This is a genomic window from Pseudomonas serbiensis, assembly GCF_030580745.1.
GTDB lineage: Bacteria > Pseudomonadota > Gammaproteobacteria > Pseudomonadales > Pseudomonadaceae > Aquipseudomonas > Aquipseudomonas serbiensis.
The window spans coordinates 66647-80456 of sequence record NZ_JAUQOO010000001.1 but is presented as its reverse complement, the minus strand read 5'-3'; the positions used below and the strand labels follow the sequence as shown (position 1 = coordinate 80456).

General features: G+C 56.5%; 15 protein-coding genes. 4 read left to right on the top strand and 11 right to left on the bottom strand.

The genetic code is table 11. The annotated features are described in order from the left end of the window. Position 1: 1 nt before the first annotated feature. The 10 genes from sctC to Q6A51_RS00355 all read right to left on the bottom strand — a co-directional run bounded on the left by sctC (position 2) and on the right by Q6A51_RS00355 (position 7363). On the bottom strand, positions 2–1954 hold the full coding sequence (gene sctC / locus Q6A51_RS00400) for a type III secretion system outer membrane ring subunit SctC (protein WP_304573846.1): 1953 nt from the start codon (positions 1952–1954) through the stop codon (positions 2–4). Between the two features lie 58 nt (positions 1955–2012). Beyond that, the gene (locus tag Q6A51_RS00395) at positions 2013–2426 is read right to left on the bottom strand and encodes a type III secretion system chaperone (protein WP_304573845.1); all 414 of its coding nucleotides are present in this window, start codon (positions 2424–2426) and stop codon (positions 2013–2015) included. After that, on the bottom strand, positions 2413–2634 hold the full coding sequence (locus tag Q6A51_RS00390; protein WP_201003234.1) for a serine kinase: 222 nt from the start codon (positions 2632–2634) through the stop codon (positions 2413–2415). Before Q6A51_RS00390 ends, Q6A51_RS00395 begins: the two co-directional genes overlap by 14 nt. 70 nt (positions 2635–2704) lie before the next feature. Continuing rightward, positions 2705–3283, bottom strand: a complete 579-nt coding sequence (gene sctL / locus Q6A51_RS00385) for a type III secretion system stator protein SctL (RefSeq protein ID WP_201003236.1) — start codon at positions 3281–3283, stop codon at positions 2705–2707. Further along, the gene (locus Q6A51_RS00380; RefSeq protein ID WP_201003238.1) at positions 3249–3872 is read right to left on the bottom strand and encodes a hypothetical protein; all 624 of its coding nucleotides are present in this window, start codon (positions 3870–3872) and stop codon (positions 3249–3251) included. The genes sctL and Q6A51_RS00380 overlap by 35 nt, the downstream gene beginning before the upstream one ends. After that, positions 3869–4660: a type III secretion system inner membrane ring lipoprotein SctJ gene (gene sctJ, locus Q6A51_RS00375; RefSeq protein ID WP_201017774.1), complete on the bottom strand. Its 792-nt coding sequence runs from the start codon at positions 4658–4660 to the stop codon at positions 3869–3871. Before sctJ ends, Q6A51_RS00380 begins: the two co-directional genes overlap by 4 nt. A 10-nt stretch (positions 4661–4670) precedes the next feature. Further along, positions 4671–5039 (bottom strand): EscI/YscI/HrpB family type III secretion system inner rod protein, encoded by a 369-nt coding sequence (locus Q6A51_RS00370; RefSeq protein ID WP_201003242.1) that lies wholly within the window; start codon positions 5037–5039, stop codon positions 4671–4673. A gap of 35 nt (positions 5040–5074) precedes the next feature. Beyond that, the gene (locus Q6A51_RS00365; protein WP_304573844.1) at positions 5075–6046 is read right to left on the bottom strand and encodes a DNA-binding protein; all 972 of its coding nucleotides are present in this window, start codon (positions 6044–6046) and stop codon (positions 5075–5077) included. Positions 6047–6115: 69 nt separating this feature from the next. Then, on the bottom strand, positions 6116–6322 hold the full coding sequence (locus tag Q6A51_RS00360) for an ATP-dependent helicase HrpA (protein WP_201003246.1): 207 nt from the start codon (positions 6320–6322) through the stop codon (positions 6116–6118). Positions 6323–6439: 117 nt separating this feature from the next. Further along, complete coding sequence (locus Q6A51_RS00355) at positions 6440–7363, bottom strand: sigma 54-interacting transcriptional regulator (protein ID WP_201003248.1); 924 nt, start codon at positions 7361–7363, stop codon at positions 6440–6442. A gap of 555 nt (positions 7364–7918) precedes the next feature. Between Q6A51_RS00355 and Q6A51_RS00350 the strand changes: the two genes are divergently transcribed. The 4 genes from Q6A51_RS00350 to solA all read left to right on the top strand — a co-directional run bounded on the left by Q6A51_RS00350 (position 7919) and on the right by solA (position 11778). Then, positions 7919–8725 carry an ABC transporter substrate-binding protein gene (locus tag Q6A51_RS00350; RefSeq protein ID WP_201017775.1) on the top strand — a complete coding sequence of 269 codons (807 nt, stop codon included), beginning with the start codon at positions 7919–7921 and terminating at the stop codon, positions 8723–8725. Positions 8726–8805: 80 nt separating this feature from the next. Beyond that, positions 8806–9534 carry an amino acid ABC transporter permease gene (locus Q6A51_RS00345; RefSeq protein ID WP_201017776.1) on the top strand — a complete coding sequence of 243 codons (729 nt, stop codon included), beginning with the start codon at positions 8806–8808 and terminating at the stop codon, positions 9532–9534. Between the two features lie 2 nt (positions 9535–9536). Then, positions 9537–10223: an amino acid ABC transporter permease gene (locus Q6A51_RS00340; protein ID WP_304573843.1), complete on the top strand. Its 687-nt coding sequence runs from the start codon at positions 9537–9539 to the stop codon at positions 10221–10223. A 379-nt stretch (positions 10224–10602) separates the two neighbouring features. Next, positions 10603–11778 (top strand): N-methyl-L-tryptophan oxidase, encoded by a 1176-nt coding sequence (solA, locus tag Q6A51_RS00335; RefSeq protein ID WP_304573842.1) that lies wholly within the window; start codon positions 10603–10605, stop codon positions 11776–11778. Positions 11779–12057: 279 nt separating this feature from the next. On the opposite strand, the gene Q6A51_RS00330 is transcribed toward solA, so the two are convergent. Then, positions 12058–13680 (bottom strand): methyl-accepting chemotaxis protein, encoded by a 1623-nt coding sequence (locus Q6A51_RS00330; protein WP_405046112.1) that lies wholly within the window; start codon positions 13678–13680, stop codon positions 12058–12060. Positions 13681–13810 lie beyond the last annotated feature (130 nt).

The following is a 13810-nucleotide window of genomic DNA, read 5'->3' as shown; positions in this document are numbered from 1 at the left end:
TTCAAGGCGGCAGTATTGATACTCTGGCTGGGCTGGTCGGTGTCGCAATCGTCGCAACCGGCCTTGTTGCCACAAAGACTTCAGTTGATTGACCTGGCTGAAGACGTGCAACAGGCAACATTGTTACAGCAAGTGTACGAGTTCCCGAGCAGGACGCCAGTGAGAAATCCTGAGCCTTTGCACTGGTATTACGCACGACCCCGACAGCAATATCGAAACCATCCCCGCCAAACCATTGGCCTCGCGCAGGATCGATCGAAAACTCACTCCCCACTCTACACAGATCCCCTAGACGCACACCAGACGATGTCTCTTTGAGATCAGCCGGAATGCGCCCCTTGACCAGGTCGGCAAACGCCTTGGAGATGGCTATTTTCTTGCGCTCGCGGCTATTGGGAGAACCACTGAGAGCCAGTGCCTTGTCCAGTTGCGGGCGGTTTTCGTTGGCGATGTAACGCGCAGGATCGATCTGGTCACCAATCAGCCTTGGCGTGAGGATGAACAGACGCTCGCGTCGTGAAACCTCCTGGCGCTTGGAAGTGAACAGGGGCCCCAGAACAGGCAGGTCACCCAGCAGCGGGACCTTGTCATGATGCTGGCCTGTCTCATCTACATGAAACCCGCCAATGACCAGTGAACGGTTTTCGCTGATGACCGCCTGTGTGCTGACCGTTCCTCGCTTCACATCCGGAGTTTCGCCGTCGCGAGAGCGGTCGAGCTGGCCATCTTCAATGTCGATGATCAACTGAAAACGATTGGCCTGCGCACCGGCAATGGTGCGAGGGATCACTTGCAGGCTGGTCCCGGCCGTAACCGATTGCACATTGGCGACCCGCTCACCGGTGGCAGTGATATAAGCGGTGCGGCTGAAATCGATCACGGCGGGCTGGTTTTCCAGGGTCAATACCGAAGGCCTGGCGATCACCGATGCCACCCCCTGCCCTTCAAGCGCCTGGATGTCGGCAAAGAAGCGATCGAAATCACTGATGGAAAGCGTGGCCGAACCACCGGTCAGTAGCGAGCTGCCAAAGTTTACCGAACCGGCACGCGCCGACCAGCGGGACTCCAGGGCGCTCAACTGGGTACGATCGATATCCAGGATGATGGCGTCGATCTCCACCAGATTGCTCGGTTGGTCCAGTTGCTGGATCAACTGCTGATACATATCGCGCTTGTCCGGGTTGTCATAGATCAGCACCGCATTGTTGCGTACATCGGCGACCACCTTATGGTTGCTCGAAGTTTTACCGGGCTTTGACTTGTCACGCGAAGCGGTGCGATCCGTGGCCAGATTGATGATCTTGTTGCGGCCGATATCTCCCATGCCCTGCATGGCCTGGATATTGGCCATCGGGTCCTGGGGAGAAGGCGGTACGACCTGCTTGCTCTGGAGCAAGCCATCGAGCAGTGTCGCAACACCGGGAATAGTGATGCTCTGCTCCCGATAGTGGATATCGCGATCCGCTACAGCAGCGTAACGCAACGAGAACATCATGACCTGCTGCTTCTCTTCAGGCTTGACCTTTTCCTTGCTGAAACCGCGAATCAACTCAACATAGCGCGACGGGCCACTGACCAGCACCACGCCTTCGTCCGGCAGTTCACCCCAACCGAAACGCTTGTCCAGCAGACCGATATCGGTCAGCGCCTGCTTAAGGTCGGGGGCGGCATCGGATGACACTTCCAGCCGTTGCGAGACTTGCCCCGACTGTGGGCTCACGTACAACTTGCCGTTGTACAGGAACCACTGAAATTGATGTTCCAGAGCCATACGGTCCAGAAACTCCTGGGCATTGCCCGCGCGAATCTTTGCATCGACAACACCGCTGACGCCATTCATCTCCAGGCCCACGCCATAGGAGCTGGCAAAATCCTTCAGCACGGTGCTCAAGGGAGTCTGGGCTGCCTCGTAGGCATAAGCAGACTGGCGCCACTCTTCAGGTACAGCAGCCATGGCAACCTCTGCCTGCATGCCAAGCAGCGCAAGACAGAGCAATCGTTTCAAGCATTGCTTAAACATAAGAGCCTCTCAGTGCCAAAGGACGCATGAATTGCCTTGGCGGGGTCACCTTCCTGGGTTCAAGCATCGATTCCCAGACATCGCGCTGGTTAACCAGAGCTTCAATGTCATGGATGATCGATGCCGTGCTCTGAAACTGCTGGTATTGCACAAGGCACAGGTGGCTGGTTTCGGGATCCAGTGCCAACGCCCCGCGAAAACGCCTGATGCTGGGGCCGGACAGGCGCAATGCGGCCTCAAGCCCAGCATCGCCACCGCGCCATGCCGCGCTCAACGGCGCGAGATAAATCAGCCCTGCATTGCTGCGTTTAATGCTTAACGGCTGCTGATCGACTTGCAACAGCAACACAGGGGTGCTGCTGTCGAGCCAACGCTCGACAGCAACGGTCAGATCAGCGGATTTCATTGATGATTGCCTTGGCCAGGTTGTGCTTGACCACAATTTCCTGGTTCACAGCCCAGCTGGCAGTCGAAGACTGCCGGATAGCCGAGTTGAAGGCATGCCAATCATCCGGGGAGAAGGCGTCCAGACTCAGTGCAGCCGAGTCCAGATCCTTTTGGGTGTTTTCGAAGTTGCTGTCGAGACGGCGTCTGAGTGCATCGGAAGAAAGCATGGTGATACTCCAGGTTCGGGGACTCATGACTGAGTGGCACGCGCAGGAGTTTGGTTCCAGAATATTCCGGTCAAGGCCAAAGATGACGTTGCAGGGCACTCCAGCTCAGGCTGAAATCCCCATGTTCGGTGCGCAGGCTGATGGCATCGAGGTCAAGATTCGGATCACCTCGCAACGTCCAGCCCAGTTGACCCTGCTCTTCCAGGCTCTGGGCAAGCAGCGGTATCTGGTCGGGGTGACAATAGATCAGGGCCGACTCCTCGTTGGGACTGGCCGAGGTCAGTTGCCGCAGGACTGCACTGACTTTCTGGCCGTCCGGCAACTCACCCAGCACAAGCTGCAATGCCTGCTGCACCAGGTCTTCTGCCGCCTCGACAATCGTTGCCAGTGTCTGCTCCCGTTGCTCGCGCAGATCATCGAGCAGTGACTGGGCCTGCTGCCAGACCTCGGCACGGGTTTCTTCTTCGCAACGCCGACGCAACGCCTCGGCTTCAGCCTCGGCAGTTTCAAGAATTTCCCGGGCACGGGCACGGGCATCTTCCAGCAGTTCCTCTGCCAGCAGGCTCTGCTCAAGAACTTCCCGGCGCAGAAGCGGCTCGTTAACCGTGGAGCGGTTACTGGTAAGCGTCAGACTGCGACTGGTCAACATGCGGACTTCCCTCAATGCTGTTGCTCAAAACGTACCCACCCACGGCCTGCCACAAGGCACACAATCTGGCTTTGGGTATGTCATCAAAGGACAGGCATTCGGCCTGCCCCACGGCATCGCGAGCGAACTTGACCCGCAGTCGCTGCCAGAGCCGGTCACCGACCCACGCTTTCAAGAGGCCAAGGCCCGCAATCCGGGGCTGTCGAGCGTCCCAGTGTTCAGGCAGCCAGTGCCCGGGTTGCAGGGCCCTGCCCAACCGTCGACACCAGAGCCAGGCCGGTTCGTCCAGACTATCGGGGCGCGGCATGCGACTGCCGGCACAGATCCCCACACACAGTTCGAGAGCCAGCGCCCATTGCTCATCGGTCAGATCCAGCAAGGGCAACAACAGGACATCGGGTTCAGGCGGCAGGGTCGAAGTCATGCCCAGGTAGCGGTCGACCATTGCGTCATCGACCTGCCCCAGAAGCCTCAAGGTTGAGGCGCTCATGCCTGCCGAATCGTGCAATTGCCAACTTTCATGGGCCTGGCGCCAGCCCCGGGTCCACCAACATACCCAGACCAGCGCCTGTGGCTCACTCACTTTCATTTCGGCGGTTCCGCTGCTACAGCAGGCGTCGGCCGTGGCCTGAAGCGTTGCCGCCATTGTGGATTGAGTGCCCACAGGCCAGCCAGCATCAGAGCGATCCCGAATGTGCAGAGCACTGCCATCCACTGCCAGAACTCCATGCGCTCACGGGTCATGGTGAAGGGCCCGACACTGACCATCGGCACAGACTCCTGATAACCCTGTGAAGGCACGAAGACCACGGCCAGCTTTTTCTCGTCCGCATTGGCCATGCCGGGAATACTGCTGGCAACCATGCGCCTTATGCGTGGCAATACGCTGTCGGGTTCAAGGTCAGGGCGGTATTTGATAAACACCGCGGCCGAGGCCGGCTGAACCGGCTCCCCCGGCGCGATTCGCTCAGGCAACACAACATGCACCCTGGCAACCACTACACCATCGATCTGCGACAGGGTCTGCTCCAGCTCCTGAGACAAGGCATAGATGTATCGCGCCCGTTCTTCCATGGGAGAGGAAATGACGCCTTCCTTGCGGAAGACTTCCCCAAGCGTCGAGCGTGACCGGCGAGGCAGGCCTACAGCCTCCAGCACCTTCACCGCACGGGAAATATCCTGCGTGGAAACCAGGACGGCGACTCCACCCTTGTCCAGGCGCTTTTGCGCGTCAATGTTTTTACCCGCAAGCTCTGCCAACACTTCGTTGGCATCCTGCTCGGTCAGATCGCGATGCAGCTCCATACGGTCGCCGCAACCAGCCATCAATAACGCCAAAAGCATAAGGATGGCCAGCCTGATTGCCTTGGGGTGCATAAGTTGGGCCTTATTGCAGACTGGTCAGTTTTTCCACGCTCTGGGCGGCCTTGCTCACCAGCTTGGCGCTGAGCAGGCTTTCCAGATAAAAAGAAGACAGAGAACGGTTGGCATCAATAGCCATTTTCGGGTCGCTCGATCTGGCTGCTCGTTGCAGGTCTCGATCAACCCTCTCGGACTCTTTCTGGTAAGCAGTCGATGCCTTGGAGATAGGCGACACCAGCATTTGTGAATCGCTGGCAGTCTTTGGTTCTCCAGAACGCATGGCGGCATTGAACCAGGCAATGTCCGCCTCGGCAGGAGTAGGACCTGGCGGTGGCGATGTCACCTCTGTCTCGAATAGCCCAGTGTGATGTGTTGATACGCGAGTAACGGCCATGTTTGCTTTCTCCTGCCAAGACGAAGGTTTACAGATCAACCGCGATAGTCGGTGACGCTTTGCTGAACCAGAACGGACAGAACGTTGCCTGCCGCGATGCTGGCATCGGTCTTCAAGGTGTTGCCGGCGCCACCGTTCTGGAAGTTCTGTTCCGCGTTGGGAAACAGACCGCCCAGCGAGTTGCCTTGAGCGCTGTCCTTGATTTCGCCCTTGATCATGTTGATGGCTTTCTGGAATTGCTCGCCTTCAGCCTTGGACATGACGTTGTCGCCCTCGGAGAGCTCGCCCATCCAGTCCTTCGACTTGCCGTCCGGTTTTCCGAACTCTTCCGGGTGCATATCCATGAAGCGCGAGATTTCCTTGAGAACGTCTTTGTCCTCAAAGTTGAAGCTCATCTGACCGCTCTTGGCGTTCGGTGCAGTATTGGGCGTCAGCAGGTTGTCGAGCTTTTCCTCGCCCAGGCTGCCCAGCAATGCAGCCAGCAGTTCCTGAAGACCACCACCGGAAGCCGCGCCGCCACTGGCAGCAGGCGAACCGCCAAAGTTTGACGCAGGGGGGGTGCCTGTATTGCCGGTATTGAAACCCGAGTTACCCGTACCGAAACCCGAACCGCCCGAGACGTTCTGGCCTGTGGAGCCACCGCTGAGGAATTCGTTGATCAGACCTTCAAGCCCTTTAGTGAAGGAGTCCTTCTCCTTGCTGTTCAGGTACTTGTCTTCCGACAACTCGTCGCGCCAGCCATTGACCTTGCCATTGGCGTCGTGCGGTTTTCCGAACTCTTCAGGATTGCGGTCCATGTAATCGGCAACCATGCCGAGCAATGGATTATCAGTGTCGCGAATGTTGGCACCGCTGCCAGACTTTTCAAACAACGAATCGCTAAGCAATGAAGCGACCTTGCCAGCAGTGCCGTTAGGATCAGACTGCACGGCAGACATTTGCGTACTCGCGAAAGTACTCTGGAAGCCGCCGCTTTGTGGAACGCCTATCGAAGAAGAAGGAATCATATATTTACTCCTTGAAAACCGAGCAGATTGAAGCCCTCCTGGCGTGAACCAAGAGGGCGCGATAACCACTTAGTAGTTGATCGCCTTACCGGTTTGCTGAGCAGCGTTCTGCGCTTTGGTGGCAGAATCCTGGTAGGCGCTGGCGATACCGTTGATGGTATCTGTTTGCATCTTGGTCGATTGGGCCTGGGCGTTCATCATTGTGGTTGCAGCAGCGGTTTGGTCCATCATGGTCATTGCGGACATCGAAGCGCCGAGGGAAGCAGTACCAGCCATAGTTATTACTCCTGATCATCGAGATGGTTTGGACACCGAATTGGTGTTCGAATATTGAGTGGTCGATTTTCAGAAGCGGTTCCATGCGAACGCACGAATGAGGAAGTAAATAAAAAACTACGGCTCCGGCGAGTTGATGCTGAGGCTTTTCATGCGGTGATAAAGGGTACGCCGGGGAATACCCAGTTCACTGATCACGGACTCGATGCTCTTGGGGTGACGTGACAGACAGTCCTGGATGAGCGCCTTCTCAAACTGGCGAAGATAACCCTTGAGATGAACATTGCGTTCCAGATGTGGATCTTCGTCTGTACCCAAAGGCGACATGCCCAGCACGAAACGCTCCGCAGCACACTTGAGCTCGCGAATATTGCCGGGCCAGCGGTGGCTGAGCAGGCGGTTGAGCACTGTCGGATCTCGCGGGGGAAGCGGTTGATGGTGCTTGTGAGCCGTCTCCATGACGAAACGCTCGAACAGTGAAGGGAGATGATCCAGACGTGAGCGCAGGGTTGGCAACTGGATCTTGATGACATTCAGGCGAAAAAACAGGTCGCGTCGAAACTTGCCCTCCTCTACCAGTTTTTCCAGCGGCGTTTGTGTCGCGACGATGACACGCAGGTTCAGCGCCACAAAGCGCGTCGACCCCAAGCGCTCTATTCCGCGCATTTCCAGCACGCGCAGCAGCTTGGCCTGCAGCAGGAGCGGCATGCTGTCGATTTCATCCAGATACAGCGTCCCGTTATGGGAAGCCTCGATATAGCCAGCCCGCGATTTGGATGCGCCGGTGTACGCCCCCGCCATCACCCCGAAAAGCTCACTTTCGGCCAACTGCTCCGGTACGGCCGCGCAGTTGAGTGCAACCAGCGGTCCTTCGCGCCCCGACAATTGATGAATCCGCCGTGCCAGGGTGTCCTTTCCGGTGCCCGTCTCCCCCTCCAGTACCATGTCGACGTTGAGTGGAGCCGCCTTGCGGATAAAAGACTGCAGCGTGCCAAAGATATCGAGGACCTCATGCTCCATCTGCGAAGAGTCATTATTCATAGAGCCCTCATCCGTCCATCTCCTTGCGATGATAAACACTTGCGCTGAATCTCAGGAATACCCTTGCCGACGGGTCTCAGCACTCTGCCGACGACCGACACCGCGAAACGGGTACTTTAAATTAACGTTCAGCAATTATCTCGTTTTGATTTTCTATTAAAACCATTGATTTTTCGGTAAGGCACCGAGATGACAAGCAACATGTAAAGAAAACCAGGACGAAAGCATCATTGCCTCAATGCAGGTTTGCAACTTTTCAAGTCGTTTAAGAGCCCGGCCTTTTATGGTGTGCAAAGTGCATTCTTATTCGGTTTTCCGAACGCGCAATACAACCGTCGTATACTTCTGGTACATATCTCGCCTTGATTCATATACATGTCTTGTCCTCTTTAACAACTGCACGCAGAAGCGCCCTGTGACGCTCCCATCATGAAAAGGAGCACACGGCACATCATATTCCAAAAAAGAATTACAAGATTACTTTATATTCTTTTTAAGATCACCAACGAGCTGCAACACTCATCATCAGAATCATCCATAAAGTGTTGAGAACTCATGAAAAAATTGACTGCCATTACTGCCCTGTCCCTCGCCGTTCTCTCAGGTCTGGCTCACGCCGACCGACTGGAAGACATCAAAAAATCGGGTGTCCTGAGGGTCGCTGCTTTCGACAGCAATCCACCGTTCGGTTTCGTAGATGCAAAAAGCAAGCAAATAGAAGGCCTGGATGTCGATTATGCCAAGGCCATCGCTGACAAGCTGGGCGTGAAGCTGCAGTTGCAACCGACCAACCCGGCAAACCGTGTGCCGCTGCTGGTGGCCAACAAGGTCGATCTGGTCCTGGCTAACTTCACCATCACCCCTGAGCGGGCAGAGCAAGTGAACTTCAGCATCCCCTATTTCTCCTCGGGTCAGCAGTTCATCGTCAAGAAAGGCACGCTCAAGAATCAGGATGACCTGAACAAATGGCGCGTGGGTGTCGACAAGGGCACTGTCAACGAAGGCGTGCTGCGCGAGAAATTCCCCGGCGCCAAAGTGATTGCCTACGATGATACGCCTTTTGCCTTTACCGCATTGCGCAACGGTAACGTGCAAGCCATCACTCAGGACGGCCCGAAACTGATCGGTCTGCTGGCCAACGTACCGGACAAGGACAAATACGAAGTACCGCCTTTCACCATTTCCAATGACCTGATCGGAGTCGGAATTCCGAAAGGCGAAACCGCACTGACCGAGTTCGTCAACCAGACGCTGGTGGAGCTGGAATCCAAAGGCCAGGCCCAGAAGATCTATGACACCTGGTTCGGTCCAGACACCCCGACGCCACTGGCTCGCTTGTTCAAGATCGGCGACAAGAGCTGATCCGGGCTGAACCTCTTCACTATCCAGCCCGCGCGGACAACCCGGCGGGCTCTTTCAATTCTGGATGGATGTTGCGTCTGATGTTCGGTGAACTGCTGGGCCCGCAGTACCTGCATTTGTTGTTCGATGGATTTCTGCTCACGCTGCGCCTTTCGATTCTGGTCTGCCTGATCGCAACGGCACTCGGCTTTCTGATATGTCTGGCGCGTATTTCCTCTTCGCGCTTCTGGTCCTGGCCTGCGCGCGGCTACCTGTCGCTGTTTCGCAATACGCCCCTGCTGGTGCAATTGTTCTTCTGGTATTTCGGGGTCAGCGCCCTGCTGCCCGAAGACCTGGTCAGTTGGCTGAACATGCCCCATGAGGTGAACCTGGCCGGGTTGCTCATCGAATGGCCATCATTCGAGTTCATCGCCGGCTTCTGGGGGCTGACGCTCTATAGCAGTGCGTTCATCGCCGAGGAGTTTCGTGCAGGCGTCGCTTCGGTGCGCCCCCAACAACGCATTGCAGGGCAAGCTCTGGGGCTGCGTCCCGTGCAGGTCTGGCGTTATGTCGTACTGCCTCAGGCCGTACGAACTGCACTGGGTCCACTGCTGGGCCAATGCATGAATGTGCTGAAAAACTCATCGCTGACCATGGCCATCGGGCTGGCCGAGTTGTCCTATGCCTCGCGCCAGGTTGAAACCGAAACCTTCAAAGCCTTCCAGGCCTTCGGCATCGCGACCTTGCTGTACATCGCCAGTATCGCGCTGATCGAAGCAATCGGTCAGGTGATCCAGCACAGCAAGCGTTATCGCCAGGGAGCGGCCTGACCATGGATTTTTCAGTCATAAGCGACAACTTCGCCTACCTGATGGTGGGCGCGTATCCGGATGGACCGCTGGGTGGTGCAGCACTGACGCTGATTCTCAGCCTGCTGTCGGGCGTTCTGGCCGCTGCATTGGGCCTGATTCTGGGCGTCGCTCTGGTGCTGGTGCGCGGCCGGGCACGCTGGGTATTGCTCGGCGTGCTGGGTTTCTTTCGCGCCATCCCCGTGGTGATGCTGATCTTCTGGACCTACTTCCTGCTGCCAATCCTGTTCAAGATCGATGTTCCGGCCTTGTTCACCGTGGTCTGCGCACTCTCGCTGATTGGCGGCGCCTATCTGGCGCACTCCGTCCATTCGGGCATCATCAGCCTGTCCTCAGGACAATGGGCGGCAGCCAAGGCTTTGGGCATGAGCTCCTGGCAGGTGCTGCGCCTGATCATTCTGCCCCAGGCACTGCCGATCATGCTGCCCTCCTTCCTGAATCAATGGATTTCCCTGATAAAGGATACCTCGCTGGCCTACGTGATCGGTGTCGGGGAACTGTCGTTCGTGGCAACCCAGGTCAGCAACCGGGTCATGGTGTACCCCACCGAAATATTCCTGTTCATTGCATTGGTGTACTTCATTATCTGCTCGGCACTGGACCTGATCGCCAGCCGGCTCGCGGGTACCGGAAGCGTGAAAAAAAGCTGAAAAAATAATCGGATTCTGTGCGCTTATTCGCTGTTTCAGGATCCATTTTCAGCCCTCTGAAGGGCACCGGACAGGCGTACATCAGGAGCTGTTCATAAAATAACCACACAGCCACAAGCCACGTAGAACGTGGCTTACAAAAAGTTACCCACAGACATACCCACGATTTCCGTGGACAACTTTTCCACCATTTCGGAACTGAAAAACACCAGCGAGTGCAAGTCAAAAATTCATCGACAGGACGAAGTTTTTGCACGCCCTCCTTTTACCAGCCTGTTCGGCAAGCCTATACGATCCAGGCATATGCTTATGCCTTTTTGACTGTTGCCTCACCTGCACCCGTTCTCTGAAATAAGCGCTTTTTCGGGACGGCCTGCAGATGGAACAACGTTGTGAAGTGGCTGTTCTCGGCCTGGGAGCCATGGGCGCGGCAACCCTTTATCAACTGGCCAAAGCCGGTGTCGACGTCATTGGCGTAGATCGCCATAGCCCGCCACATACTCAGGGCTCCAGCCATGGCGATACGCGCATCACTCGCGTTTCAGTCGGTGAAGGCCCGCAATATCTGCCATTGGTACGCAACTCCCACGTCCTGTGGCGTGAACTTGAAGCGTTGTCCGGCGAGTCGTTGTTCGAGCAATGCGGCGTACTGGTGATGACCTCCAACCCAGCTTACGACCCTCAGGACCCGGAAGACTTCACCCACAAGACCATCGAACTGGCCCAAGCCTATGGCGTAGAACATGAAGTCTTGTCGGCTCACTCCATTCGCCAGCGATTCCCGCAGTTCTCTCCGGTACTGGATAGCGCCATCGGCTACTTTGAGCCCGGCGGCGGTTATGTACGGCCCGAGCGCTGCATCGCCGTGCAACTCAAGCTGGCCAGAGAGCATGGAGCGAAGGTTTTGACGGACGAAACCGTCACCCGCTTGCAGAATCATGGCGAAGGCGTGCGCATCACGACCGATAAAGGCTCGATCCTGGCCGATAAAGTCATCGTCAGTGCCGGCATGTGGTCAGCCGAACTGCTCGGAGCCCCTTTTGATCGATTGCTGAAAGTCTGTCGACAAAAACTGTTCTGGTTTGAACTGGAAGAGCACGCCGACTTCGCGCCCGTGTCGCCCAGTTTTATCCTGACTCACGGACCGGGCGAAGTGGATATCAACTACGGCTTCCCGCCGCTTGCAGGCGAAGGCAGCATGAAGATCGCCACCGAACAATACATAGACGTTTCACAGCCCGACACACTGGACCGAACCATTACTGCGCAGGAAGAACAGGAAATGTTCCAGACCCAGGTCAACGGCAAGATAGCCGGGTTGACCTCCAGGGTCGTCAGGTCCTCGGTATGTGCCTATACAGTGACACCGGATTACCACTTCATAATTGATGAACACCCACGCCTGAAAAACGTCACCGTGGTCTCTGCCTGCTCGGGACACGGCTTCAAACATTCCGCCGGGCTTGGGCAGGCACTGGCCCAGCGTTGTATTCACGGGAAGAGTGACGTGGATTTATCGGCGTTTTCGTTAAAGCGATTTAATTCGGACATTTGAAAAGCCCTACAGACATCACGGTTATAAAAACCATGGCGGTAGGCAAAAAATCCTTATCGCCATCCTGAACAGATAGACAGTCTTGATTTTAAATAACCAGAAACTTCTCACCTGCCGTCTTTCATAAAATAATCTGGAAAATTTCTCATTCATTATTAATTAACAAGTACGCCGGTCCGCTCTCACGAAGTAATGAGCAAGTTGTTTACCGGCCATTCTGCTACTGCAAGCACAGTGTTGATAGCCGTCCGGCCGAATCACCGGACGGCTTTACCTGCACTAAACCTGAAACTGCTTGGTAATACGGCTCAAGTTTGTCGCCAGCGTAGACAGTTCAGCAGTGGCGATGGTCGTCTGGTTCGCGCCTTCGGAAGTCTGAGCCGACAGGTCACGGATGCTGACCAGGCTTCTGTCGACCTCTCGCGCAACCTGAGCCTGTTCTTCGGCTGCGGTGGCGATCATCAGGTTACGCTCGTTGATCTGGCTGATGGAGTCGGTAATGGCCAGCAATGCCTGCCCGGCGCCGTTAGCCAGCTCCAGTGTGTTATGGGCCTGCACACTGGTCTGCTCCATGGCCGTAACCGCTTGATGGGTACCGGTCTGGATCGAGCTGACCATCTGCTCGATTTCCCGTGTCGACTGCTGGGTACGATGTGCCAGCGCCCGCACCTCGTCGGCCACCACGGCAAAACCACGACCGGCTTCACCTGCTCGCGCCGCTTCGATGGCAGCATTGAGTGCCAACAGGTTGGTCTGCTCGGCAATGGCACGAATGACATCCAGCACCTTGCTGATATCCGTGGCCATGGTCGCCAGGCCACGCACCTCGGCCGACGTGCTTCCCACCTTGGCCACCATCAGGTTGATCGCCGCCACGGTTTCATCCACCTGGGCGCGCCCATCCAGCGCGGCCTTACTGGACTGAGCCGCCGACGTCGAAGCCGCCGCAGCGTTACTGGCCACCTCATCGACTGCAGCGCTCATTTCGTTGACGGCAGTTGCCGCCATTTCAATCTCGTTACTCTGGCGCTGGGTCGTGCGGGAAGCATCTTCGGTCACCACATGCATCTCTTCCGAAGTCGATGCCAGTTGAGACGCCGAGTCCAGGATAGTAGCCAGTGCTCCGCGCAGGTTCGACTGCATGGCGGCCAGCGAACCCACCAACCGGGCGGCCTCGTCAGTGCCTTCCTGCTTGATGGTCTGGGTCAGGTCATTGGCCGCGATACGCCGGGCGATCTCCAGTGCTTCACCGATCGGCGAGGTAAGGCTGCGGGTGTACAACCAGGCGAGCAATATCGTACTGGCAGCCCCCAATACACCAAACACAATCACCAGCAAGACCGTACTCTTGTAGGCAGACTCAGCTTTGTCGCCTGCCCGCTGGGCTTTCATATCGTTTACACCAATCAGCTTCTTCAGACCGGCATCCGTGAGATCGGCAGCAACTTTCATGTCCGTGTTGGACGTCGTGACCGCCGCGTCCAGATTGCTCGCCGCCACTTCCGACAGATAGCGGTCCTGAACACTGTGGTAGTTCGTCATGGCCTGCTTGAGTTCATTAAAAGCCTGACGGCCTTCGGGCGTGACAAGCAGCTTGGCCAGAGCATCGGAATACTCACTGATCAACAGACGGGACTGCTGAATATCACTCGACGCCTTGGTCCTGCGATCCTGCGGCTCCATAGGGTTGCGCAAGCGTGCATTGTTGCCACGGATACTGACGAACTCACGGTCCATCGAACCGAGCAGCTTTACACTGGGCAACACATTGGTTTCGACGTGCTTTTCTGCTTCGTTGAGCTTGTCGGCCTGGCGCATGAACAACACGCCCTGAAGCAACAGCATCAGGCAGAAGAAGCCAAAGCACAGGGCAGATCGGGGAGCAAGACTCAGACGTCGCATCATTGCGTGGATACTCCACAGAGGGGTTGTTTTTACCGGATCGGCGTGGGGTATTTTTTCTTGATGCCGTTGGGCGGTTTGATGATGGGGTCACAATCCGTGGGAGGCGGCTTGCCGGCGACAGGGTCCA

What these genes read in the sequence shown, in the direction of transcription:
- Q6A51_RS00345 (WP_201017776.1), top strand. Translation starts at nt 8,806, where the DNA reads ATGTTCGGTGAACTGCTGGGCCCGCAGTACCTGCATTTGTTGTTCGAT.
- Q6A51_RS00330 (WP_405046112.1), bottom strand. Translation starts at nt 13,680, where the DNA reads ATGCGACGTCTGAGTCTTGCTCCCCGATCTGCCCTGTGCTTTGGCTTC.
- Q6A51_RS00355 (WP_201003248.1), bottom strand. Translation starts at nt 7,363, where the DNA reads ATGAATAATGACTCTTCGCAGATGGAGCATGAGGTCCTCGATATCTTT.
- Q6A51_RS00365 (WP_304573844.1), bottom strand. Translation starts at nt 6,046, where the DNA reads ATGATTCCTTCTTCTTCGATAGGCGTTCCACAAAGCGGCGGCTTCCAG.
- Q6A51_RS00370 (WP_201003242.1), bottom strand. Translation starts at nt 5,039, where the DNA reads ATGGCCGTTACTCGCGTATCAACACATCACACTGGGCTATTCGAGACA.
- Q6A51_RS00360 (WP_201003246.1), bottom strand. Translation starts at nt 6,322, where the DNA reads ATGGCTGGTACTGCTTCCCTCGGCGCTTCGATGTCCGCAATGACCATG.
- sctC (WP_304573846.1), bottom strand. Translation starts at nt 1,954, where the DNA reads ATGGCTGCTGTACCTGAAGAGTGGCGCCAGTCTGCTTATGCCTACGAG.
- Q6A51_RS00395 (WP_304573845.1), bottom strand. Translation starts at nt 2,426, where the DNA reads ATGAAATCCGCTGATCTGACCGTTGCTGTCGAGCGTTGGCTCGACAGC.
- sctL (WP_201003236.1), bottom strand. Translation starts at nt 3,283, where the DNA reads ATGTTGACCAGTCGCAGTCTGACGCTTACCAGTAACCGCTCCACGGTT.
- Q6A51_RS00350 (WP_201017775.1), top strand. Translation starts at nt 7,919, where the DNA reads ATGAAAAAATTGACTGCCATTACTGCCCTGTCCCTCGCCGTTCTCTCA.
- solA (WP_304573842.1), top strand. Translation starts at nt 10,603, where the DNA reads ATGGAACAACGTTGTGAAGTGGCTGTTCTCGGCCTGGGAGCCATGGGC.
- sctJ (WP_201017774.1), bottom strand. Translation starts at nt 4,660, where the DNA reads ATGCACCCCAAGGCAATCAGGCTGGCCATCCTTATGCTTTTGGCGTTA.
- Q6A51_RS00380 (WP_201003238.1), bottom strand. Translation starts at nt 3,872, where the DNA reads ATGAAAGTGAGTGAGCCACAGGCGCTGGTCTGGGTATGTTGGTGGACC.
- Q6A51_RS00390 (WP_201003234.1), bottom strand. Translation starts at nt 2,634, where the DNA reads ATGCTTTCTTCCGATGCACTCAGACGCCGTCTCGACAGCAACTTCGAA.
- Q6A51_RS00340 (WP_304573843.1), top strand. Translation starts at nt 9,537, where the DNA reads ATGGATTTTTCAGTCATAAGCGACAACTTCGCCTACCTGATGGTGGGC.